At 62.7% G+C, this 26,302-nt stretch carries 25 protein-coding genes; 19 read left to right on the forward strand and 6 right to left on the reverse strand.

Annotated features, from left to right (window positions below):
• Positions 1 to 3: 3 nt before the first annotated feature.
• Together EFD56_RS08195 and EFD56_RS08200 are read right to left on the reverse strand one after the other, a co-directional pair.
• Positions 4 to 1,209 (reverse strand): ABC transporter substrate-binding protein, encoded by a 1,206-nt coding sequence (locus tag EFD56_RS08195; RefSeq protein ID WP_037144555.1) that lies wholly within the window; start codon positions 1,207 to 1,209, stop codon positions 4 to 6.
• A gap of 332 nt (positions 1,210 to 1,541) precedes the next feature.
• Positions 1,542 to 1,781, reverse strand: coding sequence for a hypothetical protein (locus tag EFD56_RS08200; protein WP_085744077.1), 240 nt, complete (start codon positions 1,779 to 1,781; stop codon positions 1,542 to 1,544).
• Between the two features lie 240 nt (positions 1,782 to 2,021).
• Here EFD56_RS08200 and EFD56_RS08205 point away from each other — a divergent pair, with 240 nt between their 5' ends.
• A complete protein-coding gene (locus EFD56_RS08205; RefSeq protein ID WP_085744213.1) occupies positions 2,022 to 2,975 on the forward strand; it encodes a LysR family transcriptional regulator in 954 nt (317 codons plus the stop codon).
• Here EFD56_RS08205 and EFD56_RS08210 read toward each other — a convergent pair whose 3' ends face one another.
• Entirely contained in the window at positions 2,976 to 3,314 is a 339-nt protein-coding gene (locus EFD56_RS08210) for a cupin domain-containing protein (RefSeq protein ID WP_003594586.1), read from the reverse strand.
• Positions 3,315 to 3,488: 174 nt separating this feature from the next.
• On the opposite strand from EFD56_RS08210, the gene EFD56_RS08215 reads away from it, so the two are divergent.
• From EFD56_RS08215 to EFD56_RS08230, 4 genes are all read left to right on the forward strand, one after another.
• The gene (locus EFD56_RS08215; RefSeq protein WP_037144552.1) at positions 3,489 to 4,676 is read left to right on the forward strand and encodes an acyl-CoA dehydrogenase; all 1,188 of its coding nucleotides are present in this window, start codon (positions 3,489 to 3,491) and stop codon (positions 4,674 to 4,676) included.
• Between the two features lie 90 nt (positions 4,677 to 4,766).
• Complete coding sequence (locus EFD56_RS08220) at positions 4,767 to 5,228, forward strand: DUF4126 family protein (RefSeq protein WP_004678072.1); 462 nt, start codon at positions 4,767 to 4,769, stop codon at positions 5,226 to 5,228.
• Complete coding sequence (locus EFD56_RS08225; protein WP_004678075.1) at positions 5,225 to 6,586, forward strand: FAD-containing oxidoreductase; 1,362 nt, start codon at positions 5,225 to 5,227, stop codon at positions 6,584 to 6,586. The genes EFD56_RS08220 and EFD56_RS08225 overlap by 4 nt, the downstream gene beginning before the upstream one ends.
• Positions 6,587 to 6,626: 40 nt before the next feature.
• Positions 6,627 to 7,196, forward strand: a complete 570-nt coding sequence (locus EFD56_RS08230) for a DedA family protein (RefSeq protein ID WP_010008404.1) — start codon at positions 6,627 to 6,629, stop codon at positions 7,194 to 7,196.
• A 124-nt stretch (positions 7,197 to 7,320) separates the two neighbouring features.
• Here the strand turns inward: EFD56_RS08230 and EFD56_RS08235 are convergent, their stop codons facing one another.
• Positions 7,321 to 8,364 carry an NAD(P)-dependent alcohol dehydrogenase gene (locus EFD56_RS08235; RefSeq protein WP_126905048.1) on the reverse strand — a complete coding sequence of 348 codons (1,044 nt, stop codon included), beginning with the start codon at positions 8,362 to 8,364 and terminating at the stop codon, positions 7,321 to 7,323.
• Between the two features lie 501 nt (positions 8,365 to 8,865).
• On the opposite strand from EFD56_RS08235, the gene EFD56_RS08240 reads away from it, so the two are divergent.
• The 8 genes from EFD56_RS08240 (at position 8,866) to EFD56_RS08280 (ending at position 18,416) form a co-directional block, all read left to right on the forward strand.
• Entirely contained in the window at positions 8,866 to 9,228 is a 363-nt protein-coding gene (locus EFD56_RS08240; protein WP_012490591.1) for a copper resistance CopC family protein, read from the forward strand.
• Positions 9,229 to 9,613: 385 nt separating this feature from the next.
• Positions 9,614 to 9,703, forward strand: a complete 90-nt coding sequence (locus EFD56_RS08250) for a K(+)-transporting ATPase subunit F (RefSeq protein WP_003547774.1) — start codon at positions 9,614 to 9,616, stop codon at positions 9,701 to 9,703.
• Positions 9,704 to 9,770: 67 nt separating this feature from the next.
• Entirely contained in the window at positions 9,771 to 11,474 is a 1,704-nt protein-coding gene (kdpA, locus tag EFD56_RS08255) for a potassium-transporting ATPase subunit KdpA (RefSeq protein ID WP_085744075.1), read from the forward strand.
• A 62-nt stretch (positions 11,475 to 11,536) separates the two neighbouring features.
• Positions 11,537 to 13,597 carry a potassium-transporting ATPase subunit KdpB gene (gene kdpB / locus EFD56_RS08260; protein ID WP_126905049.1) on the forward strand — a complete coding sequence of 687 codons (2,061 nt, stop codon included), beginning with the start codon at positions 11,537 to 11,539 and terminating at the stop codon, positions 13,595 to 13,597.
• Between the two features lie 14 nt (positions 13,598 to 13,611).
• A complete protein-coding gene (gene kdpC / locus EFD56_RS08265; protein WP_085744073.1) occupies positions 13,612 to 14,181 on the forward strand; it encodes a potassium-transporting ATPase subunit KdpC in 570 nt (189 codons plus the stop codon).
• Positions 14,182 to 14,513: 332 nt separating this feature from the next.
• Positions 14,514 to 17,222 carry a sensor histidine kinase gene (locus tag EFD56_RS08270; protein WP_126905050.1) on the forward strand — a complete coding sequence of 903 codons (2,709 nt, stop codon included), beginning with the start codon at positions 14,514 to 14,516 and terminating at the stop codon, positions 17,220 to 17,222.
• Positions 17,219 to 17,911, forward strand: coding sequence for a response regulator transcription factor (locus tag EFD56_RS08275; RefSeq protein ID WP_085744071.1), 693 nt, complete (start codon positions 17,219 to 17,221; stop codon positions 17,909 to 17,911). The genes EFD56_RS08270 and EFD56_RS08275 overlap by 4 nt, the downstream gene beginning before the upstream one ends.
• A 49-nt stretch (positions 17,912 to 17,960) precedes the next feature.
• Positions 17,961 to 18,416, forward strand: coding sequence for a PTS sugar transporter subunit IIA (locus tag EFD56_RS08280; RefSeq protein WP_064829319.1), 456 nt, complete (start codon positions 17,961 to 17,963; stop codon positions 18,414 to 18,416).
• Positions 18,417 to 18,465: 49 nt separating this feature from the next.
• On the opposite strand, the gene EFD56_RS08285 is transcribed toward EFD56_RS08280, so the two are convergent.
• Entirely contained in the window at positions 18,466 to 19,482 is a 1,017-nt protein-coding gene (locus EFD56_RS08285) for a porin (protein ID WP_004675437.1), read from the reverse strand.
• 360 nt (positions 19,483 to 19,842) lie between these two features.
• On the opposite strand from EFD56_RS08285, the gene EFD56_RS08290 reads away from it, so the two are divergent.
• From EFD56_RS08290 to EFD56_RS32565, 6 genes are all read left to right on the forward strand, one after another.
• Entirely contained in the window at positions 19,843 to 20,868 is a 1,026-nt protein-coding gene (locus EFD56_RS08290) for a sulfate ABC transporter substrate-binding protein (RefSeq protein WP_037144531.1), read from the forward strand.
• An 8-nt stretch (positions 20,869 to 20,876) separates the two neighbouring features.
• Positions 20,877 to 21,734, forward strand: coding sequence for a sulfate ABC transporter permease subunit CysT (cysT, locus tag EFD56_RS08295; RefSeq protein ID WP_037144529.1), 858 nt, complete (start codon positions 20,877 to 20,879; stop codon positions 21,732 to 21,734).
• Positions 21,724 to 22,596, forward strand: coding sequence for a sulfate ABC transporter permease subunit CysW (gene cysW / locus EFD56_RS08300; protein ID WP_126905051.1), 873 nt, complete (start codon positions 21,724 to 21,726; stop codon positions 22,594 to 22,596). Before cysT ends, cysW begins: the two co-directional genes overlap by 11 nt.
• A 10-nt stretch (positions 22,597 to 22,606) precedes the next feature.
• Entirely contained in the window at positions 22,607 to 23,647 is a 1,041-nt protein-coding gene (locus tag EFD56_RS08305) for a sulfate/molybdate ABC transporter ATP-binding protein (RefSeq protein ID WP_012490580.1), read from the forward strand.
• A 230-nt stretch (positions 23,648 to 23,877) separates the two neighbouring features.
• Positions 23,878 to 24,693 (forward strand): cell wall hydrolase, encoded by an 816-nt coding sequence (locus EFD56_RS08310; protein WP_126905052.1) that lies wholly within the window; start codon positions 23,878 to 23,880, stop codon positions 24,691 to 24,693.
• A 34-nt stretch (positions 24,694 to 24,727) separates the two neighbouring features.
• Positions 24,728 to 24,871: a hypothetical protein gene (locus EFD56_RS32565; RefSeq protein WP_159458875.1), complete on the forward strand. Its 144-nt coding sequence runs from the start codon at positions 24,728 to 24,730 to the stop codon at positions 24,869 to 24,871.
• 11 nt (positions 24,872 to 24,882) lie between these two features.
• Here EFD56_RS32565 and pepT read toward each other — a convergent pair whose 3' ends face one another.
• A complete protein-coding gene (gene pepT, locus EFD56_RS08315) occupies positions 24,883 to 26,115 on the reverse strand; it encodes a peptidase T (protein WP_126905053.1) in 1,233 nt (410 codons plus the stop codon).
• Between the last annotated feature and the right edge of the window lie 187 nt (positions 26,116 to 26,302).

Consider the following 26,302-nt stretch of genomic DNA (forward strand, 5'->3'; position numbering starts at 1 on the left):
CGCTTACTTCACCAGATCGCAGCCGCTCTTGGCGGGATCGATATAGGCTTCCTTGCCGGGAATGGTGGCGAGAACGTTGAAGTAATCCCACGGCTCCTTGCTGTCGGCCGGCTTCTTGACCTGCAGCAGGTACATGTCGTGGATCATGCGGCCGTTGGCGCCGACCGTGCCGCCGCGGCCGAAGACGTCGTCGACGGGCATTTCATGCAGCGTTTTGGCGACGGCTTCCGTCTCGTCGGTGCCGGCCTTCTGCACCGCCTTCAGATATTGCGTCACTGCCGAATAGGTGCCGGTATGGATCATGTTCGGCATCTTGCCGGTGCGGGCGAAGAATTTCTTGGCGAAGGCGCGGCTTTCGTCGTCGCGGTTCCAGTAAAAACCTTCCGTCAGCGTCAGGCCCTGCGCCGCCTCAAGCCCGAGACCATGGACTTCGGCAAGCGTGAAGAGCAGCGCCGCCAGATGCTGGCCGCCCTGGGTGATGCCGAATTCGGCCGCCTGCTTGATGGCGTTCGAAGTATCGAGGCCGGCATTGGCAAGGCCGATCACCTTGGCGCCTGATGATTGCGCCTGCAGCAGGAAGGACGAGAAGTCCTGGGTCGACAGCGGATGGCGGACGCCGCCGACGACCGTGCCGCCGCTCGCCTTGACATAGTCGGTGGTCTGCTGCTCCAGCGAATAGCCGAAGGCATAGTCGGCGGTCAGGAAGAACCAGCTATCACCGCCCTGCTTGACCAGTGCGCCGCCGGTACCGACCGCGAGTGCATGTGTGTCATAGGCCCAGTGGAAGCCGTAAGGCGAGCAGGCCTTGCCGGTCAGATCCGTCGTCGCCGCACCGGTGACGATGTCGATCTTCTTCTTTTCCTTGGCGATCGCCTGCACCGCGAGCGCCACCGACGACGTCGTCAGTTCCATGATCGCGTCCACCTGCTCGGTGTCGTACCATTGCCGGGCGATGTTGGAGGCGATATCCGGCTTGTTCTGGTGATCGGCATCGACGATCTCGACCGGAACGCCCAATACCTTGCCGCCGAAATCCTCGACCGCCATCTTGGCGGCCTCGACGGAAGACTTGCCGCCGAAATCGGCATAGACGCCCGATTGGTCGTTCAGAATGCCGATCTTGACCTTGCCGTCAGTCGCGCTCTGCGCGAGCACCGCTGTGCTGCTGGCGAGCAAAAATGCAACGGACGCGATGAGATTCTTTCGCATATTCTCTCCTCCCAGAGATGAGCCGGATTACCGATCTGTTCAAATTTGGCCGGTCGCACTCCTCAGAACGACCGGCCCTCATCTTACGATCATGGAAATTCTCCCCTGAGGCAACGGGTGGTTTATAACTAATTCCAAACAGTATCTGTTCATTTTTGCACAGAAAGAGAGCTGCACAATGTCGATCCAAGCCCCAGGAAGCGCAAGAAGTGAGCGCTCAGCGGTAGAATTAGGGCAGTTTCGACGGTTGTGCAGGGATGGCGGCGTTAGACGAAGGACCAATCATCTATTGCTCCTTCGTCTCCGGCATATTGGCGCGTTTCAGCCTGCTATTATTTCCATCGCGTCCCATTCTCGGCCGCGCAGCCATAGGGAGGCAAGGCACCGCTGAAGGTTTCCTTCAGCTTGGCGCAGCCCCAGGCATTCAGCGGTCCCGGCATGGATGTGTTGAGCGTGATGCCGACTTCGTCATAGGGGCTGTCGGTGTTGGTAACGTAACGATACCAGCGAAAACCGATGACGACGACGAACGCGATCGCGATCGTCAGCAGCAGGCGAACCAATTTTTTCATCAATAGTTCCTCAAAATACAAACGCGGCCGTGTAGCATTGGCGCATAGCGGCTGAAAGCATCCCCGCCGAGGCATCATCAATTTCTCGCGGGGCGTTGTCTCGAATTCACAAGGCCGGCCTTCACCGGCCCGCGATTCCCATTCTTTACCTGATGTTAAAACATAAATAAAAACAATGAATTGTTTAAAAAGCGCAAGACCATGTTATGGGTTATTGCTTGTTGAACGAGAGAAATGGCGATGACCAATCCACCGCAGTTTACCTGGGACGATCTGCAGTTCTTTCTCGCCGTCGCCCGCACCGGGCAGCTGTCGACGGCCGCCCGGCAGCTGCGCTCCAGCCATGCCACCGTTTCGCGGCGCATCGACCGGCTGGAATTCACCCTCAAAGTCAAGCTGTTCGAGCGCAATCCACGCGGTTACGTGCTGACCGCCATGGGCACACGCTTCATCGAGACGGCCGAGCGGATGGAGCAGGAGACCGAGCGGCTGCGCGCCGACCTCGCCGACGGCTCGATGGCGCAGCGCGGCCTGGTGCGCCTGAGCGCGCCGGAAGGTTTTGCCAATTTCTTCTTCGCCACCGTGCTGCACCGGTTTGCCGCCCGGCATCCGCATCTGGCGCTCGAACTGGTGACGATCCAGCAGATCATGTCGCTGTCGCGCAAGGAGGCCGATCTGTCCGTGGTGCTCGACGAGCCGAAGGGCGGGCCCTATTTCGCCGAGAAGCTGACCGACTATCATCTGCAGATCTACGGCTCGCGCGACTATCTGGCGAAGGCGCCTGCGATCACCTGCCGCGACGACCTGCTTGAGCATCCCTTCGTCAGCTACATCGAGGAGATGATTTTCGCGCCGGGCCTGGATTACCTCAGCGATGTGCATCCGCGCATCAAGCCGCAGTTCCAGAGCTCCAGCATCTTCGCGCAGCTGACCGCCACCCGAAACGGCCTCGGCCTCTGCATCCTGCCCTATTTCTTCGCCAGCCGTTATCCCGAGCTGGTGCGGGTGCTGCCCGCGGAAATCGACCTCAAGCGCCAGTACTGGATCACCTGTCATCGCGACCTGAAACAGGCGCCGCGCGTGCGCGCCGTCATCGACTTCCTGCGTGAGGCCGTGCGCGGCGAGGACGCGCGCTTCGTGCCGCCCTATGTCACCGCCGCCGGCCCGCAGCGCCGATCGGACGCCGAAGCATGACTATTTGAGGAACTCGGCCCGGTGCGGCGTGAACGTATCGATCAGCCGGCCTTTTTCCAGTGCTTTGACGCCATGGACGAGATTGGGCGGCACGATGAAACTGCCGCCCTGCCGCAGCACCTCGGTCCGCCCATCGATTGTCACCTCGAAACTGCCTTCGGCGACATAGCTTGCCTGGATATGCGGATGCGAATGGGCCGCACCGACGGCGCCGCTCTCGAAAGCGACTTCCACCATCATCATCTCGGGCAGATAGGTCATGATGCGCCTGGTCACGCCCGGCTCGGGATTGACCCATTCGGCGCCTTCGGCCGATACGAACAGATCGCTTGACGACATTTCCGTCTCCTCGTTCCAGAATCGATCGCGGGCAAAGTGGAGCATGCCAGCGCTTTTGAAAAGATGGCGCGCCCTGTCTTTTCGATAGGGCCGCCTTCTGTTGACGCGGTCGGCTGGCGGGTCTATGCGACCTTGAGCGAGGCAAGCCTGAATCCTGGGTGAGGAGACGCCGACATGCAGCATACGCGCGAGGTTTTCGACTGGGCCGATCCGTTCCGCCTGGTAGAGCAGCTGACCAACGAGGAGCGCATGGTGCAGGACACCGCCCATGCCTATGCGCAGCAAAAGCTCGCACCCCGCGTTCTCGACGCCTTCCGCAATGAAAAGACGGATCCCGCAATCTTCCGCGAAATGGGCGAACTCGGCCTCCTCGGCCCGACGATTTCTCCCGAATATGGCGGCGCCGGCCTCGGTTACACCGCCTATGGCCTGATCGCCCGTGAGGTCGAGCGGGTCGACAGCGGTTATCGTTCGATGATGAGCGTGCAGTCCTCGCTCGTGATGGTGCCGATCGACACCTTCGGGTCGGAGGCGCAGAAGCTGAAATACCTGCCGAAACTGGCCGCCGGCGAATGGATCGGCTGTTTCGGACTGACCGAGCCCGATCACGGCTCCGATCCCGGCTCAATGGCGACGCGCGCCAGGAAGGTCGACGGCGGCTACAGCCTCAGCGGCTCGAAGACCTGGATCTCGAATGCACCGATCGCCGATATCTTCGTCGTCTGGGCCAAGACCGAGGACGGCCTCATCCGCGGCTTCATCCTCGAAAAGGGCTGGAAAGGCCTTTCGGCTCCCGCCATCCACGGCAAGGTGGGCTTACGCGCCTCGATCACCGGCGAAGTGGTGATGGATGGGGTTTTCGTGCCGGAGGAAAATCTGCTGCCCGGCGTCACCGGCCTCAAGGGACCGTTCACCTGTCTCAACTCGGCCCGCTTCGGCATCGCCTGGGGCGCGCTCGGGGCTGCCGAGGATTGTTATGCCCGGGCACGGCAATACACGCTGGAGCGCAAGCAGTTCGGCCGGCCGCTCGCCGCCAACCAGCTCATCCAGAAGAAGCTCGCCGATATGGCGGCGGAAATCTCGCTCGGCCTGCAGGGCTGCCTGCGGCTCGGCCGCATGAAGGAAGAAGGCCATCCGCCGGTGGAGCTGACCTCGATCCTCAAGCGCAACAGCTGCGGCAAGGCGCTGGAGATTGCACGCGCGGCCCGCGACATGCTTGGCGGCAACGGCATCTCCGACGAATTCGGCATCGCTCGCCACCTCGTCAACCTCGAAGTGGTCAACACCTATGAGGGCACGCACGATATCCACGCGCTGATCATCGGCCGGGCGATCACCGGCATCGCCGCCTTTGCCAACTAAACCGTCGGTTCGGCTGGGCGAATTGCCACGCGCCTGACAATGTGCAACCTTCCCTCTCGCGGCACAAAGCCGGCGATGAGGGGATCGCGCATGTTTCTGCTTCTTGCATTGCTGATCGGTGTCATCTCCGGCCTTCGCGCCATGACCGCGCCCGCTGCCGTCGCCTGGGGCGCAGCGCTCGGCTGGTTCGAAGTGTCGCAAACGCCGCTTGCCTTCATGGGTTACCGGTGGACGCCGTGGATCTTCACGGTTCTCGCCATCGTCGAGCTGATCACCGATCAGCTGCCCTCGACGCCGTCGCGCAAGGTGCCGGTGCAGTTCGGCGCCCGTATCGTCACCGGGGCGCTCGCCGGGGCGACGATCGGCGCCGCCAGCGGCCTGTTCTTCGGCGGGCTGATCGCCGGCGTGATCGGCGCCGTCATCGGCACCTATGGTGGCGCCGCGCTGCGCGCCAGGCTTGCCGCTTCCTTCGGCAGGGACCTGCCGGCCGCCCTGATCGAGGATGCCGTCGCCGTCATCGGTGCGGCGCTGATCGTGGGGGCCGTGTCATGAAAAGCTTCGACGCCATAGTCATCGGCGCCGGCCAGGCCGGCCCTTTTCTTGCCGCGCGCATGGTCGAGAAGGGTATGAAGGTGGCGCTGATCGAGCGCAAATTCCTCGGCGGCACCTGCGTCAACGCCGGCTGCATGCCGACGAAGACGCTGGTCGCCAGCGCCCGCGCCGCCCATGTCGCCAGAAGCGCCGCCGCCTACGGCGTCAATATCGGAGGCGCCATCGCCGTCGACATGAAAGTGGTTAGAGCCCGCGCCGAAACGGTGACCATGAATGCCCGCAACGGCCTGATCGGCTGGTTTGCCGGGATGGACGGCATGAGCGTGATCTATGGTCATGCGCGCTTCGAGGGTCCGAACACCGTCAGCGTCAACGGCGAGACCCTGACCGCGCCGCGCATCTTCCTCAATGTCGGCGCGCGGCCTGTCATTCCCGACCTGCCCGGCATCGATGACATCGACTACCTCACCAGCACCTCGATCATTCATCTCGACACGCTGCCGCGGCATCTGGCCGTCATCGGAGGCAGCTATATCGGGCTGGAATTTGCTCAGATGTATCGCCGCTTCGGCGCCGAAGTCAGCGTCATCGAACACGGCCCGAAGCTCGCATCGCGCGAGGACGAGGATATATCCGATGCGATCGCCGAGATCCTGCGTTCGGAAGGCATCGACGTCCATACCGACGCCGGCAACATCGCGTTGGCTGGAAACGGCAATGGGGTGAGCGTCACCGCCGGCGCGGCGACGATCGACGCGAGCCACGTGCTGATCGCCACCGGCCGCAAGCCGAATACCGACGATCTCGGCCTCGATGCCGCCGGTGTCGCCACCGACAAGCGCGGCTACATCACGGTCGACGACAAGCTCGCCACCAATGTCGAGGGCATCTTTGCGCTCGGCGACTGCAACGGCCGCGGCGCCTTCACCCACACCTCCTACAATGATTTCGAGATCGCCGCCGCCAACCTGCTGGACGGTGATGACCGGAAGGTCTCGAGCCGCATCCCGGCCTATGCACTTTACATCGACCCGCCGCTCGGACGCGTCGGCATGACCGAAAAACAGGCGCGCGAGACGGGACGCAAGATCATGGTCTCGACCCGGCCGATGAGCCGCGTCGGCCGCGCCAACGAGCGCGGCGAGACCAAGGGCTTCATGAAGGTGATTGCCGACGCCGAGACCAAGGAAATCCTCGGCGCGGCGATCCTCGGCATCGAGGGCGACGAGGTGATCCACGGCCTGATCGACGCGATGAATGCCGGAACCACCTATCCGACGCTGAAATGGTCGGTGCCGATCCACCCGACGGTGTCGGAGCTGATCCCGACGCTGCTTGGCGATTTGAAGCCCGTTTGACGGTGACCTGACACGTCGGGAACAGGTGGGGCGAGCCGTCATGTCTATTGAACTGCTGATCGAGAATTACGGCCTGCTGGCGATCTTCCTGGGTGCGGCCATCGAAGGCGAAACGGCCGCCTTCCTCGGCGGCGTCGTTGCCCATCGCGGGCTGCTGAGCTATTGGGCGGCGGCATCCGCGGCCGTTGCGGGATCCTTCGTCGGCGACCAGTTCTGGTTCTTCGCCGGCCGTTACGCCGCCCGATGGAGCTTCGTCCGCCGGCTGATGGAGAAGCCGGCGCTCGCCCGCGTCACCCAGCTTCTCGAAAAATATCCGACCGGATTCATTCTTGCGTTTCGTTTCCTGGTGGGATTGCGGACGATCAGCCCTGTCGTCATCGGGACCACGCGAATACCGACCGGCAAGTTTGTCGTCCTCAATGCCGTGGCCGCACTGGCATGGGGGCAGCTCTTTACGGCGCTCGGCTACCTCTTCGGGCACGGCATCCAGCAGCTATTGGGCCATCTTCCCCTTCACCGCCATCTGCTGATTGCTGCCGGAGCCGCGGCTGTCATTGCAGCCGCCGCTTTTGCCTTTCGCAAAATGAGACCAAGTGCGGGCCACTCCTAGAACAGGATGATTTTAGGCCGGTCGGCCTAAAATCTGAATCCTGTTCTAAACTAAAGAGTTAGAGCATGATGTCGTCCGAAAACCGCTCACACTTTTTGGCATCATGCTCCAGACGTGGCGTGCCCTATTCCATGACGATCTGCAGCTTGACGTCGCTCGGCCGGGCTTCGACGGCACGATCGAAGGCCTTGATCGAATCCTCGAATGTGAAGGTCTCCGATATCAGCGGCTTCAGGTCGACGCGTCCCGAGGCGAGCAGCGCGATCGAGCGCTCATATTGATGGGCATAACGGAACACCGTTTCGATGCGGATCTCCTTGGTGGTGGCCGTCGAGACGTCGAAACCGACAGGATTGACCGGCAGGCCGACGGCGACGATGACGCCGCCCGGGCGCGGCAGCGCCATGATCGTCTCCCAGGCTTTTGGCGAACCGGAGCATTCGAAAACCACATCCGCACCCCAGCCGTCCGTCAATCGGGCGACTTCCTCGATCAGGTTCTTCTCGCGGATATTGACCGGGATGACACCCTGGTATTGCGCGGCGATATCGAGCTTCGGCTGAGCGAGATCGGCGACGATCGCCCGGGCGCAGCCGCCGGCCAGCGCCGCGATCGCCACCATCGTGCCGATCGGCCCGGCGCCAAGCACGATCGCGGTATCACCAGGCGCAATCTTTGCCTTGCTCGCCGCCTGCATGCCGACGGCGAAGGGCTCGACCATGGCGCCTTCGGCAAAGCTGACATTGTCGGGCAGCTTGAACGTATAGTTGGCGGGATGCACGACTTCGGGCGTCAACACGCCATGGACCGGCGGCGTCGCCCAGAATGTGACGGCAGGATCGATATTATACATGCCGAGCCGGCTTGCCTTGGAGTTCGGATCGGGAATGCCGGGCTCCATGCAGACGCGGTCGCCGGCTTTCAGATGCGTGACGCCGGCGCCAACCTCGACCACGGTGCCGGCCGCCTCATGGCCGAGCACCATCGGCGCGTTGACGACGAAGGGACCGATCTTGCCGTGGGTATAATAATGCACGTCCGAACCGCAGACGCCGACGGTATTAATCCTGATCTTGACCTGCCCCGGTCCTGTCTCCAGCGGCAGATCGATATCGCGAAGCGCAAGTTCATGCTGGCGCTCCAGCACCAGCGCACGGACTTTGGTCATGATCAGTTTCCTTCCCTTTTGCCCGCGATTCAGCGGGTGCCGTCGATACGGACTATAAGACCGCAAGCGGCGGCAATTCAATCGCACTATCCAAGCTTTTGCTCAACATGCGATGAAATGCCCATTTTCTATAATCCGAAAGATTCACCTTCCAAGACCTCTGTATGATTTCAGCCGAGGCCGACGGGGAGTACATTCTCAGTTCGAGATCCCCGGGGTCTCAGTTCGAGATCCCCAGGGTCTCAGATCCCCGCAATCAGGACAGGCAAAGAGATGAAGAGCGGCCCGACGATATCAAGGTCAATCCGGCAATTCTGGCAGCGGCTTGTGGACCTGATCACCGCTCTGCCCAAAGGCCCCCGGCCGCGGCCGGTGCGCGTTATCGCAAAAACTAGGGATCGAAATCCTCCCCCACAGCGTTATTAATAATGCGTCGGCATGGCGTCACGGAAGCATGACGGCTCCGGGCACATGCGGGTCGACACGATAAGGAAGACCATCATGAAGTCGATCGCGTCATTCTGTCTGTTCGTCTCCCTTCTCTTCACCGCAAGTGAAGCCTCTGCGGCTCTGGAACAAGCCTCGCTTCCGCCGCAGCAGCAAGAAGTAAGGCTGGCGCCGGCCAACGTCGAACTCACCTTCACCGGCCCGGTCGACCTTGCCCGTTCGACGGCCGTCCTGTTGGATGCTCAGGGTACGGCGCTTCCCACGGGCAAGCCGTTTCTCTCCGGCCCCGAGGGATCGATCTTCAAGATTCCGCTCGATCCTGCCATGGCGCCCGGCCTCTACACCGTCGACTGGCGCGTCCTCTCGATGGACGGCCGCAGCGCCGAAGGACAATACCGGTTTCGAGTCGATCCTTAGAGCACGTCGGTTTCGCGGTAACGACATGCGTCAAACAAAGCGCTGAAGCGCTGAAAGCACGTCCGAACGGTCGCAACGCGCTTTAGGCACGCCCTGAAAGGCATTTATAAGATTTTTATATTGTTGGTCCTTCGGCCGTCTCGAACCTTTATGCCCTCCGGCTCCATATTCCCGCCCGAGAGATCGAACGGTCATCTCCACGCCAGAAAGCATGAAAGGCGGCCTTTCCAAGCGAATGGCGCCCTTTGTCTTGTCTGACTCCAACAAAGAACAACAGGAGTCACGATCATGATGGATATCCTTCTACTCGGCACCGCGATCTTATTTTTCGCGCTGTGCCTTGCCTACACCAGAGCCTGCGACAGGCTTTGACGGAGAACCGACGATGACCCTCGACTATGTCTTGAGCGGTGCCGTGACCGTGTTTCTCACCGTCTACCTCACCTACGCTCTGCTTCGCCCAGAACGCTTCTGAAAAGAACCGGCGCTTCTGAGGTCGCGGATGCGCGGCCGGGAAGCAGCCGGCATTGAAAGTTACCTCCATGACCCTCAACGGATGGCTTCAGATCCTGCTTTTTTGCGGGATCGTTCTTGCACTCGTCAAACCGCTCGGCGGCTATATGACGCGTGTCTTCAGTGGCGAGCGCACGTTTCTGTCGCCGGTCCTCGTTCCGATCGAACGGGGGCTTTACCGCGTCGCCGGCACCAGCGAAGGCGAGGAGCAGCATTGGACCTCCTATGCCTTCGCCATGCTGATGTTCAATCTTCTCGGCGTCATCGTGCTTTACGCTCTGCAGCGGCTGCAGGCCGGGCTTCCCTATAATCCGGCCGGCATGGCGGCCGTCCCGCCGGAGCTTTCCTTCAACACCGCCGTCAGCTTCGTCACCAATACGAACTGGCAGAACTACGGCGGCGAAAGCACCATGTCCTATCTCACCCAGATGGCCGGCTTCACCGTCCAGAACTTCGTCTCCGCCGCGACCGGCATCGCGATCGCGCTCGCCTTCATCCGCGCCTTCTCGCGCGCTTCGGGCAAGGCCATCGGCAACTTCTGGGTCGATATGACGAGAGCAACCTTCTACGTGCTGCTGCCGATCTCTATCGTGCTGACCCTGGTCTACGTCTATCTCGGCGTGCCCCAGACGCTTGGGCCTTACGTCAATGCGACGACGCTCGAAGGCGCGCAGCAGACGATCGCCGTCGGCCCGGTCGCTTCGCAGCTCGCCATCAAGATGCTCGGCACCAATGGCGGCGGCTTCTTCAACGCCAATTCCGCCCATCCGTTCGAAAACCCCGATGCGATCTCCAACCTCATCCAGATGGTGTCGATCTTCGCCATCGGCGCAGCACTGACCAACGTCTTCGGCCGCATGGTCGGCAATCAGCGCCAGGGGTGGGCGATCCTCGCCACGATGGGCGCACTGTTCCTCGCCGGCGTCATCGTGACTTATTGGGCCGAAGCCGCCGGCAATCCGCTGATGCACGCCTTCGGCCTTCAGGGCGGCAATATGGAGGGCAAGGAAGTCCGCTTCGGCGTCGCCCTCTCCTCGCTGTTTGCCGTCATCACCACGGCTGCCTCCTGCGGCGCGGTCAACGCCATGCACGGCTCGTTCACCGCGCTTGGCGGCCTCATTCCGCTGATCAACATGCAGCTCGGCGAAATCATCGTCGGCGGTGTCGGCGCGGGCTTCTACGGCATCCTGCTGTTCATCATCGTCGCCGTCTTCGTCGCCGGCTTGATGGTCGGCCGCACGCCGGAATATCTCGGCAAGAAGATCGAGGCGAAGGAAATGAAGATGGCCGTCCTCGCCATTCTCTGCCTGCCGCTCGCCATGCTCGTCTTCACCGCGATCGCCACCGTGCTGCCTTCCGCCGTCGCCTCGGTCGGCACCGCCGGCCCGCACGGTTTCTCCGAAATCCTCTATGCCTATACCTCGGCTGCGGCCAACAACGGCTCGGCCTTCGGCGGCCTGACCGGCAATACGCCCTGGTACAATGTGACGCTCGGCATCGGCATGCTCGCCGGCCGCTTCTTGGTCATCATCCCGGCGCTCGCCATCGCCGGCTCTCTAATCGCCAAGAAGACGGTGCCGGCCTCGGCGGGCACTTTCCCCACCGACGGTCCGCTCTTCGTCGGTCTGCTCGTCGGCACGATCCTGATCGTCGGCGGCCTGACCTTCTTCCCGGCGCTGGCGCTCGGCCCCGTCGTCGAACACCTGGTCGAGATTGCCGGACAAACCTTCTGAGGCGTTGCCCGACCCTGCATCGCCGGGGTCCTTCGCCATCCTCGTTCAAGCTGGAGTCTCTTATGAGCCAGGCAAAATCCGCGAGCATCATCGATTCTCGCATCCTCATTCCGGCGGCGGGCGCCGCCTTTAAGAAGCTCGATCCGCGCGCACTCGCCCGAAACCCTGTTATGTTCGTCGTGGCCACGGTCTCGCTGCTCACCACCGTGCTCTTCCTGCGCGATCTCGTCGCCGGCAACGGCAATCTCGGCTTCTCCTTCCAGATCAATCTCTGGCTCTGGTTCACCGTGCTGTTTGCCAATTTCGCCGAAGCGGTCGCCGAAGGTCGCGGCAAGGCGCAGGCGGATTCATTGCGCAAGGCGCGCACCGAAACCCAGGCCAAGCTGCTCACCGGCAACAACGGCAACGATTACCGCATGGTGCCCGGCACCAGCCTCAAGGTCGGCGATATCGTGCTCGTCGAAGCCGGCGACATCATCCCCTCGGACGGCGAGGTCATCGAAGGTGTGGCCTCCGTCAACGAAGCGGCGATCACGGGCGAATCCGCCCCCGTCATCCGCGAATCCGGTGGCGACCGCTCAGCAGTGACCGGCGGCACCCAGGTGCTGTCCGACTGGATCCGCGTCCGCATCACCGCGGCGGCCGGCTCCACCTTCCTCGACCGGATGATTTCACTGGTCGAGGGCGCGCAGCGCCAGAAGACCCCGAACGAGATCGCGCTCAATATCCTGCTTGCCGGCATGACGCTGATCTTCGTGCTCGCCACCGCGACCATCCCGAGCTTTGCCATCTATGCCGGCGGCTCGATCCCGATCATCATTCTCGTCGCCCTGTTCGTCACCCTGATCCCGACCACGATCGGCGCGCTGCTGTCGGCGATCGGCATTGCCGGCATGGACCGTCTCGTCCGCTTCAACGTGCTCGCCATGTCCGGCCGCGCGGTCGAGGCCGCCGGCGACGTCGACACGCTGCTGCTCGACAAAACCGGCACGATCACGCTCGGCAATCGCCAGGCGACGAGCTTTCGCCCGGTGCGCGGCGTTTCCGAACAGGAACTCGCCGATGCCGCCCAGCTTGCCTCGCTCGCCGACGAAACGCCGGAAGGCCGTTCAATCGTCGTGCTCGCCAAGGAGAAATATGCGATCCGCGGCCGCGACATGGCGACCCTCAAGGCGACCTTCGTGCCCTTCACCGCCCAGACTCGCATGAGCGGCGTCGATCTCGAAGGCGCCTCGATCCGCAAGGGCGCGGTCGATACCGTGCTGACCTATGTCAACAGCGACGCCCCCTCGAAAAACCGCAGCGAGGTCGTGCGAGAACTGCAATCGATCGCCGACGAGGTCGCCAAATCAGGCGGCACGCCGCTCGCCGTCGCCCGTGACGGCCGGCTGCTCGGCATCATCCAGCTGAAGGACATCGTCAAGGGCGGCATCCGCGAACGCTTCGCGGAGCTACGCCGCATGGGCATCCGCACCGTGATGATCACCGGCGACAACCCGCTGACGGCGGCCGCCATCGCCGCCGAGGCCGGCGTCGACGACTTCCTCGCCCAGGCGACGCCGGAGATGAAACTGGCGCTGATGCGCGAGGAGCAGGCCAAGGGCAAGCTCGTCGCCATGTGCGGCGACGGCACCAACGATGCGCCGGCTCTCGCCCAGGCCGATGTCGGCGTCGCCATGAACACCGGCACGGTCGCCGCCCGCGAGGCCGGCAACATGGTCGATCTCGACTCGGACCCGACCAAGCTCATCGAGATCGTCGAGATCGGCAAGCAGCTTCTGATGACGCGCGGCGCGCTGACGACCTTCTCGATCGCCAACGACATCGCCAAGTATTTCGCCATCATCCCGGCGATGTTCCTGACCTTCTATCCGCAGCTCGGCGTGCTCAATGTCATGGGGCTTTCGACGCCGCAAAGCGCCATCCTCTCGGCGATCATCTTCAACGCGTTGATCATCATCGCGTTGATCCCGTTGTCCCTAAAGGGCGTGCGCTACCGCCCGATCGGCGCCGGCGCACTGCTGTCGCGCAACTTGCTGGTCTACGGCCTCGGCGGCATCCTGGTGCCCTTCATCGGCATCAAGGCGATCGACATGGCCGTCGCCGCCCTCGGCCTTGCTTAAAGGAGTTAAGAACAATGTTTAGAGAATTTCGCCCGGCGATCGTCATGATCGTCGCCACCACCGCCATAACAGGCCTTCTCTACCCCCTCGCCATGACCGGGGCCGCCCAGGCCCTCTTCCCCGCCCAGGCGAATGGCAGCCTGGTCGAGAAGAATGGTCAGGTGATCGGCTCGACGCTGATCGGCCAGGCCTTCACCGCAGACAAGTATTTCCACGGCCGTCCGTCGGCCGCTGGCGACGGCTACAATGCGGCCGCCTCCAGCGGCTCCAACCTCGGCCCGACCAGCCAGAAGCTGATCGACCGCGTCAAGGGCGACTACGAGGCCGCCAAGGCGGCAAACCCGACCGCCGGGGTGCCCGCCGACCTCGTCACCGCCTCGGGCAGCGGCCTCGATCCTGACATCTCACCCGACGCCGCCCACTTCCAGGTGCCCCGGGTCGCCAAGGCACGAGGCCTGGACGAGGCCAAGATCAAGGCGCTGGTCGACGGCGCCGTCCAGGCCCGCGAACTCGGCCTTCTCGGCGAACCCACCGTCAATGTTCTGGCGTTGAATCAGAGGCTTGATGCTTCTATGACTGAGTGAGTTTAGGCGAACGACGGACGGCTTGATAAAGCGGCCGACGCGGTCTGCCGTGTACGCCGCGGAGAGTTTGGCACGAAAGCCAACCCTACTCTCCGTCATCCTCGGGCCTGACCCGAGGATCCATGCCGCGGCTGCTGGTGGGTGCCGTGTGGATGCTCGGCTCAAGGCCGAGCATGACGGAGGGTGGGGGATGGACCGAGCCATTCGCAGCGTTATCGCTGATCTCGGAAACGCGCTTCGCCAACTGAATGAAACAATGCCGGCCTCCGGCTCAATTGAGATGGAGAGACGTAACGCCCTCCAGTACAGCCATTCGCAGAAAGACCAGACGCATGCCAGACGACAATCGCGACCAGGCCGGCAGGCCCTCGCCGGACGCGCTTCTCGAAAAAGCCCGGGCGGAAACGCGCGGCCGTCTGAAGATCTTCCTCGGCGCCGCCCCCGGCGTCGGCAAGACCTATGAAATGCTGATCTCCGGCCGCGCCAAGATCGCTGACGGCCTCGATGTCGTCATCGGCGTCGTCGAGACCCATGGCCGCAAGGAGACCGAGGCGCTGGTCGCCGGCTTCGAGATCATCCCACGCGTCGAAATCGACTATAAGGGCCGGGTGCTCGAAGAGATGGACCTTGACGGCATCCTCGCTCGTCGGCCGGATCTCGTGCTCGTCGACGAGCTCGCCCATACCAATGCCGAGGGCAGCCGTCATCCGAAACGTTACCTCGACGTCAAGGAATTGCTCGATCGCGGCATCGACGTCTATACGACGCTGAACATCCAGCATGTGGAAAGCCTGAACGACGTCGTCTCGCAGATCACCCGCATCCGCGTACGCGAGACGGTGCCGGATTCGATCATCGACCTGGCCGACGATGTCGAGATCATCGATCTGACGCCGGACGATCTGATCAAGCGGCTGCATGACGGCAAGGTCTATATGCCGCGCACGGCCGAGCGGGCGCTGACCAATTATTTCACCCCGGGCAATCTGACGGCGCTCAGGGAGCTGGCGCTGCGCAAAACCGCCCAGCGCGTCGACGACCAGTTGCTGACCCATATGCACGCGCATGCCATCTCCGGTCCCTGGGCGGCGGGCGAACGCGTCCTCGTCTCGGTCGATCATCACCCGCGCTCGGCCTCGCTGGTGCGCTACGCCGCCCGCATGGCCTCGCGCCTGCGCGCGCCCTGGGCGGCCGTCTATATCGAGACCAGCCGCTCGATCAACCTCGCCGAAGCCGAGCGTGATACGATCGCATCGACGCTGCGGCTTGCCGAACAGCTCGGCGGCGAGGCGATCACCCTTCCCGGGCGCGAGGTGGCCGAGGAGCTCGTCCGCCATGCCACCGCCAACAATGTCACCCACATCGTCATCGGCGCACCGAAAAAGCCGACATGGCGTGACTGGTGGGGCCGCTCGATTACCGACGAGCTGATCCGCAAGACCGGCGAGATCAGCGTCCACGTCATATCGGGCAACGAGAAGGACGGCACCACCGCGCGCGGCATCAAGGCCGCCGCCACCGCGCCGCAGCTGGATTTCAGAGCCTATCTGCTGGCGACCGTCTATGTCGCCATCGCACTCGGCGTCAGCATCGTGCTCGACCAGGTGCTCGACGTGCGCAACCTGGCGCTGGTCTTCCTGATGGCGGTGTTGACCTCCGCCGTGCTGCACGGGCTGCGGCCGGCACTCTACAGCTGCATTCTCGGCGCGCTGTCCTTCAACTTCTTCTTCCTGCCGCCGCGCTACACGCTGACGATCAGCGATCCGGAAAGCGTGCTCGCCTTCTTCTTCTTCCTCGGCGTCGCCATCATCGCCAGCAATCTGACCGCCACCGTGCAGCGCCAGGCCGCCGCCGCCCGGCAGCGGGCGCGCACGACCGAAGACCTATACCTCTTCTCCAAGAAGCTCGCCGGCACCGGCACGCTCGACGACGTGCTCTGGGCGACCGCCTTCCAGCTCGCCTCGATGCTGAAGGTCCGCGTCGTGCTGCTGCTGCCCGAGGAAGGCAGCATCGCCGTGAAAGCCGGTTATCCGCCCGACGACACGCTCGACGAGGCCGATATCGCCGCCGCCCGCTGGGCCTGGGAGCACAATCACGCCGCCGGCCGCGGCGCCGACACCCTGCCCGGCGCCAAGCGTCTCTACGTGCCGCTCAGAACCGGGCGCGCCGCCGTCGGCGTCATCGGCCTCGACAGCGACCGCCGCGACGGGCCGCTGCTGACGCCCGAGCAGCAACGGCTGCTCGACGCGCTGGCTGACCAGGCGGCCCTTGCCATCGAACGCGTCCAGCTCGTCGCCGATGTCGACCGGGCAAGGCTTGCGGCCGAAGCCGACCGGCTGCGCTCGGCCCTGCTCACCTCGATCTCGCATGATCTGAAGACACCGCTTGCCGCCATCCTCGGCGCCGCCGGCACGTTACGCGACTATTTCGCCTCGATGCCGGAGGAGGATCGCACCGACCTGCTGTCCACGGTCGTCGATGAATCCGAGCGCCTCAACCGCTTCATCGCCAATCTGCTCGACATGACCAAGATCGAATCCGGCGCGATGGAGCCGAACTCCGCACTGCACTATGCCGGCGATATCGTCGGCACGGCGCTCGCCCGCGCCGCAAAGATCCTCGAACACCACAAGACCGAGATGAGCATTCCGGCCGAACTGCCGATGGTGCGGGTCGATCCGGTGCTGTTCGAGCAGGTGATCTTCAACCTGCTCGACAATGCCGCCAAATACGCTCCGGAGGGATCGGTGATCCAAATCGAAGGCTGGGCCGATGCCGACAATGTCGTCGTGCAGGTTTCCGACGAAGGCCCCGGCATCCCGCCGGCCGACCTCGCCCGCGTCTTCGACACTTTCTACCGGGTGCGCAAGGGCGATCAGGTGCGCGCCGGCACCGGACTTGGCCTGTCCATCTGCCGCGGCTTCATCGAGGCGATGGGCGGCACGATCGCGGCCGGCAACCGCAGAGGCCGCCCGGGCGCCGTCTTTACCATCCGGCTGCCGAAACCCAACGACATTCCGAAACTGGACGACCTCAAATGACCGGTTCAGCCGTCAAAATCCTCGTCGTCGACGACGAACCGCCGATCCGCAAGCTGCTCCGCGTCGGCCTGACCGCGCAGGGCTACGAAGTGCAGGAAGTGCCGAACGCTGAAAGCGCCCGCCAGTCGGTCGCCGACGACATGCCCGACCTCGTCGTGCTCGATCTTGGCCTGCCCGACACGCCGGGCCATGACCTCCTGCAGGAGTGGCGCGACGGCGGGCTTTCCATGCCTGTCGTCATCCTCTCCAGCCGCACCGACGAGGCCGGCATCGTCAAGGCGCTGGAAAGCGGCGCCGACGATTACGTCACCAAGCCCTTCGGCATCAACGAACTCGGCGCCCGCATCCGCGTGGCGTTGCGCCACCGGCTGCAGCAGCAGGGGGAAAAGGCGATCTTCCAGGCCGGCGGGCTGTCGATCGACCTTGTCAAGCGCATCGTCAAGGTCGACGGCGAGGAACTCAAACTGTCGCCGAAGGAATACGACATCCTGCGCGTGCTCGCCCAGCATGCGGGCAAGGTGCTGACCCACCAGTTTCTCTTGAAGCAGGTATGGGGGCCGGCGGCCGACGTGCAATATCTGCGCGTCTACATCAGGCAAATAAGGCAAAAAATCGAGAAAATTCCGGATCAGCCGTACTATATAACCACCGAGACCGGCGTCGGCTACCGGCTCAGAGAACCGGACTGACATCCCCCTCCCCGTTGCCGACCTTCGAGCCGACCATATCGAGAATGACATGAACCTTCCCAACATCATCCGGCCGGAACACACATTCATTGGCGTGTCGGCTCCGACGAAATGGCGGGCGTTGCAGACCATTGCGGACAAGGCGGCCATCGCCTTTTCCGTCGACGCGCCGATCATCCTGAAGGCGCTCGAAGCCCGCGAAAAACTCGGCTCCACCGGGATCGGCAACGGTATCGCCATTCCGCATGCGGCGATCGACGGCATGAGCAGCCCGCGCGGTCTGCTCTTCCGCTTTTCCCGGCCGCTGGATTTCGAGGCGATCGACGATATCCCGGCCGACATTGCGGTGGTGCTGCTTTTCGGGGAGAACAACCGCGGCGAATATCTGAACGTGCTGTCCGCCATCGCGCGGCGGCTGCAATCGGACGGCGTGCTTGCCGCCATGCGCAAGGCAAGGACGGCCGACGAATTCTATTCCGATTTCATCGCCGATTCCCGGGTATGAAAAAGGCGCGGCCCGAAGGCCGCGCCCGCTCGTCTGCGATCAGACGATCTTAGAAATCGCGCTGGAAGCGCAGGAAGCCGAACACTTCGTCGTCGCCTTCGTCCTCATCGTGATATTGCACGCTGAGCTTCGAACGCAGGTCGTCGACGATCCGGTAGTCGATCGTGACACCGGTCGTGTAGGCGCTGCCGCCGGTGAAGCCATTGCCGTCAGCTTCGAGAGCGATGTTTTCGAAGTACTGGAAGCCGGGGGTGATCGACCACTTGTCGTTGATCTTCAGCGCGTATTCTGCTGCGATCGTCCACTCGGACTCTTCGTAGTAGTAGTTGGCGCCGCTTGCCCAGACGCCGGCAATGCCGAGCGTGCCGGGACCGATATCGGCATAGACGATACCACGAACAGCGACTTCGCTGGTGTCGGTGTCATAACCGGCAAGCAGGTAAGCGCTGATGGCGCCGGCCTTGTAGGAAACCTGGCCTGCGACACCGAAGTTGTTCGGGCCTTCGCCCGGCTTGGTGGCATAGTCCTCTTCCAGCTCGTCGACCGAGAGGCCGGCGGCGAAAGCGCCGTTCTCGTACTGATAACGGATCGAGTTGTGGGTGGTCTCGTTGCTGGCGAGCGTATCGGTCTCGCCGCTCATGTCGTCATCCCACCAGCTATAGAGCTTACCGACGCGGAAGCCGGCGATGTCGATATAGCCTTCATCCAGCAGTGCTTCCTGATCGGAGGCGTTGTCGGCATTGTAGCGCAGGGTCATGACGCCGGTCAGCGTGCCGTATTCGGTGTCGTTCTTGGCCTGGAAGGTGACCTGACCACGCGTCCAGAAGTTCACGTCGGAATCGCCGGAAATATGATCACCGAAGCGCACTTCGGTACGGATGTAACCGCCGATCGAAAGGCATGTTTCCGTTCCCGGAATATAAAAATAACCGGTGCCGTAGGCGTCGCAAACGCGAACATATTCCACGGGCTCGGGTTCCGCCGCCACGATGGCGTCGGCTGCGCGTGCTCCGGAGGCCGCGGCAAGGGCGGCAACGGAGGCAAAAAGGATAGTTCTGATATTCATTTTGAATGGCCCTAACAGGTTTGGAATGCGAGGCGCATTTCAAGGGATGCCCCCACGTAGCGGCCGGCAAATACGACCGCACCGCCGCCATATAGGAATCCGCAAGTGTCAAGGCGGCAAAATCCGGGCAGAAATCGGCATCGCCTCCATCGCTTGCGGAGGAACTGTGGCAGAAAAAACACGGTTCTGTGGCCGGACCGGGGCGAGCCAGGAATTGGCCGCGGCCAACTTCGGCATGTCCATTTCAAAATGGACACGTAAATGGAATGAGATTCTAAGAGATCCGCAAAAACGGAAAGTCCTTTCGTTTCATTATACGACTGACTTGATAGAGTTAAGACAGTAAACAGGAGGGTCCCAATGCAGACACAACGGTTCACCCGGCTCCTCGCGGCCGCGGTCATGGCAGGTAGCTTCGTCGTCGGGAGCATCGCTCCTGTTTTCGCGGATCAGGCGCTGCTCAACGTTTCCTATGATCCGACCCGCGAATTGTACAAGGACTTCAATGCCGCCTTTGCCGCCAAATGGCAGAAGGATAACGGGGAAACCGTGACGATCAAGGCCTCGCACGGCGGTTCCGGCGCCCAGGCCCGTTCGGTCATCGACGGCCTCGACGCCGACGTCGTCACCCTGGCGCTCGAAGGCGACATCGATGCGATCGCCAAGGCGACTGGCAAGATCCCCGCCGACTGGAAGACGAAATTCCCGAACAATTCGACGCCCTACACCTCGACGATCGTCTTCCTGGTCCGCAAGGGCAACCCGAAGGGCATCAAGGATTGGGCCGACCTGGTCAAGGACGACGTGCAGGTGATCACGCCGAACCCGAAGACCTCGGGCGGCGCCCGCTGGAACTTCCTCGCCGCCTGGGCATGGGCCAAGCAGGCCAATGGCGGCGATGACGCCAAGGCGCAGGATTACGTGACGAAACTGCTGCAGCATGTTCCGGTCCTCGACACCGGCGCCCGCGGCGCCACCACCACCTTCGTTCAGCGCGGCCTCGGCGACGTCCTGCTCGCCTGGGAAAACGAAGCCTATCTTTCGCTCGAAGAACTCGGCCCCGACCAGTTCGAGATCGTCACGCCGAGCTTCTCCATCCGCGCCGACCCGCCGGTCGCCGTCGTCGACGGCAATGTCGACAAGAAGGGCACGCGCAAGGTCGCCGAAGCCTATCTCAACTACCTCTATTCGGACGAAGGCCAGAAGATCGCCGCCAAGCACTTTTACCGGCCGATCAAGCCCGAGGCCGCCGATCCGGCCGACATTGCCCGCTTTCCGAAGCTGACCCTTGCCACCATCGACGACTTCGGCGGCTGGAAGGAAGCGCAGCCGAAATTCTTCGGCGACGGCGGTGTATTTGACCAAATCTACAAGCCGGCCCAATAATAGATTTCATGACAGCACATAGCCCCACGCGGTGGCGGTTCAGGCGGCCGAGCGTCATTCCGGGTTTCGGAATGGCGCTCGGCCTTACCTTGACCTGGCTCACCCTTCTGATCCTCATTCCGCTCTCCGGCCTTGCCGTCCGGTCGAGCGCGCTCGGCTGGGAGAAATTCTGGTCGATCGCGCTCGATCCGCGCACGCTGAATGCGCTGCGCATCAGCTTCGGCACCGCCTTCATCGCCGCGATCGTCAATGCCGTCTTCGGCATCATCCTCGCCTGGGTGCTGGTGCGCTACCGCTTCCCGGGCAAGCGCATCATCGATGCGATGGTCGATCTGCCCTTCGCACTGCCGACCGCCGTTGCCGGCATCGCGCTGACGACGCTCTACGCACCGAATGGCTGGGTCGGTCAGTTCCTGACGCCGCTCGGCATCAAGATCGCCTTCACGCCGGCCGGCATCGTCGTGGCGCTGATCTTCGTCGGCCTGCCCTTCGTCGTGCGCACCGTGCAGCCGGTCATGGAGGAGATCGACAAAGAGGTCGAGGAGGCCGCCGCGACACTCGGCGCCAACCGCTTCCAGACGATTTTCCGCGTGCTGCTGCCGGGGCTGGCTCCGGCCGTGCTCACCGGCTTCGCGCTCGCCTTTGCCCGTGGCGTCGGTGAATATGGTTCGGTCATCTTCATCGCCGGCAACCTGCCGTTCAAATCGGAGATCGCACCGCTGCTGATCGTCATCAAACTCGAGGAATATAATTATGCGGCGGCGACCGGCATTGCCGCGATCATGCTGATCCTCTCCTTCGGCATGCTGCTCGTCATCAACCTCATCCAGAGCTGGAGCAGGCGGAGATACGGTTATGGCGCTTGATACGACCGTTCAACCCCGCAAACTGCGTTCGGTGACAACCGAACACAGGATCGCCCGCTACAGCCTGGTCATCCTGTCGCTGGTCTTCCTGCTGCTGATCCTGCTGCTGCCGCTTGCCGCCGTCTTCGTCGAAGCCTTCCGCAAGGGAGCCGGCCCCTTTCTCGAAGCGCTTCAGGATGCCGAGACCCTCTCGGCGATCCGCCTGACGCTGATCGTCGCCGGCGTCAGCGTGCCGCTCAACCTCGTCTTCGGGATCACCGCCGCCTGGGCGATCGCCAAATTCGAGTTCAAGGGCAAGGCTTTCCTGACGACGCTGATCGACCTGCCCTTCTCGGTCTCCCCCGTCATCTCCGGCCTGGTCTTCGTGCTTCTCTTCGGCGCCAATACCTGGCTCGGCCACTGGCTCAGCGCCAACGACATCAAGATCCTGTTCGCCGTGCCCGGGCTGATCCTTGCGACTATGTTCGTCACCTTCCCCTTCGTCGCTCGCGAACTGATCCCGTTGATGCAGGAACAGGGAACGGCCGACGAGGAGGCAGCGCTTTCGCTCGGCGCCAGCGGCTGGCAGACCTTCTGGTACGTGACGCTGCCGAACATCAAATGGGGCCTGCTCTACGGCGTGCTGCTGTGCAACGCCCGCGCCATGGGCGAGTTCGGCGCCGTCTCGGTGGTTTCGGGCCATATTCGCGGCCAGACCAACACCATGCCGCTGCAGGTCGAGATCCTCTATAACGAGTATAATTTTACCGGCGCCTTCGCCGTGGCCACGCTTCTGGCCCTGCTGGCGCTCGTCACCCTGGTTTTGAAGACGCTGCTGGAAATGCGCTACAGCGCCGAGATCTCCGCCAGCCGGCGGCACTGAAGGAATTGCAATGGAAGTACGCGTTCAAAACATTCGCAAGGAATTCGAGCGTTTTCCGGCGCTGCACGATGTCTCGCTCGACATCCGCTCCGGCGAGCTGATCGCTCTGCTCGGCCCCTCGGGTTCCGGCAAGACGACATTGCTGCGCCTGATCGCCGGCCTGGAAAGCCCGACGGAGGGGCAGATCTTCTTCGGCGACGAGGATGCCTCGAAGAAATCGGTGCAGCAGCGCAATATCGGCTTCGTCTTCCAGCATTATGCCCTCTTCCGCTACATGACGGTGCTCGACAACGTCTCCTTCGGGTTGAGGGTCAGAAAGGGCGCGCGCCGTCCTGCCAAGGCCGACATCCGCCGGCGGGCGCTGGAACTGCTCGACCTCGTGCAGCTTTCCGGCCTCGAGGCGCGTTATCCGGCACAGCTTTCCGGCGGCCAGCGTCAGCGCGTCGCGCTTGCCCGCGCCATGGCGGTCGAACCGAACGTGCTGCTGCTTGATGAACCCTTCGGCGCGCTCGACGCCCAGGTGCGCAAGGACCTGCGCAAATGGCTGCGCGAGATCCACGACCGCACCGGCCACACCACCGTCTTCGTCACCCACGACCAGGACGAGGCGCTGGAGCTTGCCGACCGCGTCGTCGTCATGAGCCAGGGCGCGATCGAGCAGGTCGGCACGCCGGATGAGGTCTACGACTATCCCAACTCGCCCTTCGTCTTCGGCTTCATCGGCCAGTCGAACTGCCTGCAGGTCGATATTTCAGACGGCGACATCCGCTTCGAAGGCCGCTCGCTCGGTCTCAATGCCGAGGGTGAGCCCGATGGACCGGCGCAGCTCTACTTCCGCCCGCATGACGTCAGGCTCTGCGAATCGGCGGAAAACTGCATTGCCGGCCAGCCGGTCTCCAGCCGCCGGGTAGCCGGCACCCGTCATATCGAACTCGATATCGGCAATGACCGCCCGCATATCGAAATCGAGCTGCCGCCGAGCGAGGCCGACAGGCTCGATCGCCACCGGGTGGCTTTCAAGCCGACTCGCTGGAAACTGTTTCGCAGCTGACGATCACGGGCGCAAAAGACGGCTGCCGCAGTTGGCGCTGCTGCATAATTCGTTAAATTTTGAGGATTATGCAGCAGCTTGTCTGAGACTCGCCGCCCGAATCGCTTTTGGCGAGAGTCGATTTTGGCATTTGTGATCTCTGGTTGTTTGTGTTTCAGTCATATGACGAGTAAAAGTTTTTTCGCGTTAATCATAAAGGGCTGGACTAATCCAATAGGAGGCACTTGGCGTTGAGGGCGGAGATTTCCTTTGGAAAATCCCTGATCGGGATTTTATTCGTAGGACTGGCGGCTACAGGCTGCACCACAACACCGAAGCCGGCGACCACGGCGGCCAAGACCAAGGTTCAATCGGCGAAAGTCACTTTCAATTATACGGCAAAAGATCGCGACTGCCTGAAGCGCGCGATGTATTTCGAATCGCAACATTCCGATGAAGACGGCTATATGGCCGTCGGCACCGTCGTCATGAACAGACTGACGTCCGGCGCCTATCCGCCATCGATCTGCGGCGTTGTCGCCCAGGAGAAGCAGTTTGCGCCCGGCGTCATGACACGCGAGGTCAAGCCGCAGGCCGAACCGGAGCTTGCCACTGCGGCCGATGCGATCCTGTTGAAGGGCGCGCGCCATCCGGCGGTGAAGGAAGCAATGTTCTTCCACACCGACGGGCTGAAATTCCCCTACGACAACATGCATTATGTGACCGTCGCCGGCGGCAATGCCTTCTACGAGAAGCGCGACTCCAACGGCATGCTCGAAACGCCGCCGCCGCTGCCCTCTTACGAAGTGGCAATGAATTACGTGCCCGGCGAAAGCATGCTGCCGCCGCAGTTCGAGGCGCTGATCCCGTCGGCCGTTCCCGTTCCTCTGCCGGCGCCCGATCCGATGGCCACGGCGAGCACGGCGCCGATGCGGATAACGGCGCCGGTGACCCAGCCGGAACCCTCGATCGCACCCGAGCCGGGAATGCCGATCGCCATCCCCACGCCGCGCCCCGCCTATGACAGCGTCATGCTACGCGGAAGTGTTGCGACAGACGGCGGCTAAGCCCGCCGTTCCCCAGAACCTCGCGGAAGCGATAGTGGACGCCGGTGATCCGCGTGAGGTCTTCAAAAAGGGCCTGCCAGGCGGCGGGCTCGTCCGCCTGGACGGTCTGATCGGCGATGAACCGACAGTATCTGCCCTTGAGAATTGCGTCAGGCTGCTGATCGAGCGCTTCGTCTGATTCAGGCGCCGCTAGGCGCGCTCTTCCCAGACCCTCGCAAGCTCGACGATAGTGTTGACGGCCTTTTCCATGTCCTGGCGGCTGACCCATTCGAGCGGCGAGTGGAAGGCATGGCCGCCGGCAAAGATGTTCGGGCAGGGCAGCCCCATGAAAGAAAGGCGCGAGCCGTCCGTACCGCCGCGGATGCTGCCGCGCACCGGCGTCATGCCGGCCCGGCGCACGGCTTCAAGCGCGTTTTCGACGATCTCCGGGTGCCTGTCGAGCACCGCCTTCATGTTGCGATACTGCTCCGTCACCTGGAAATGAGAGGTCGAGCCGGGATAGGCAGCCATCACCTCCTTGACGATGGCTTCGAGCATGGCCTCCTTTTCAACCAGCCCCTCCTCGGTGAAATCGCGGATGATAAAGCTCAGCGACGCCTTTTCCATCGAGCCGGTCACGCCGACCGGATGAATGAAGCCCTGCTTGCCCTCGGTGGTCTCCGGTGCCACGTCCTTCGGCAGCCGATCGATGATAGCGCCGGCGATCTTGATGGCGTTCTCCATCCGGTCCTTGGCAAAGCCCGGATGGATCGCCACGCCTGAAATGCTGATCTCGACACCATCGGCCGAAAAGGTCTCGTCCTCGATGTGGCCGGCGGTCTCGCCGTCCATCGTATAGGCGAAGTCGGCGCCGAGCTTCTTCAAATCGACCTTGTTGACGCCGCGGCCGACTTCCTCGTCGGGCGTGAACAGGATCTTGATCGTCCCGTGCCGGATATCGGGATTGTCGATGAGAATCCGGGCTGCGGTCATGATTTCCGCCAGCCCGGCCTTGTCGTCGGCGCCGAGCAATGTCGTTCCGTCCGTCGTGACGATGTCGTTGCCGATCTGGTTGTTGAGCTCGGGATGCTCGGCGACACGGATCACTCGGCTCGGGTCACCGGCAAGCTCGATATCGCCGCCGGCATAATTCCGGACGATCTGCGGCTTGACGCCCGTGCCGGTGAAATCGGGCGCCGTATCCATATGCGAGCAGAAACAGATGACCGGCACCGGCTTGTCGCTATTTGCGGGAATGGTCGCATAGACATAGCCGTGTTCATCGAGATGCGCATCGGCAAGACCGATCGCCAGCAGTTCGTCGACCAGAATCCGGCCGAGATCCTTCTGTTTTTCGGTGGTCGGCTGCGACGACGAGGCGGGATCGGATTGGGTGTCGATAACGACATAGCGGAGAAAACGGTCGAGAACAGTGTCGGTCATGGCATCCAGTCCAGCAAGATCATCTGACGATATAGCCCTTGCGGGCGATGCGGCAAAAGTTTTTTCCGCTCGGCGAATGATTCTGGCGCCGCAGTCGTTGATACGCGATCATATAATGACGGGGCTGACAGTGCCCGTCCGTGCCAGCTGGCGGCAAGCGCGCCCTTGCTTTTCAAGGGATTTGGCC

The sequence above is a fragment of the Rhizobium phaseoli genome, assembly GCF_003985125.1.
GTDB lineage: Bacteria > Pseudomonadota > Alphaproteobacteria > Rhizobiales > Rhizobiaceae > Rhizobium > Rhizobium phaseoli.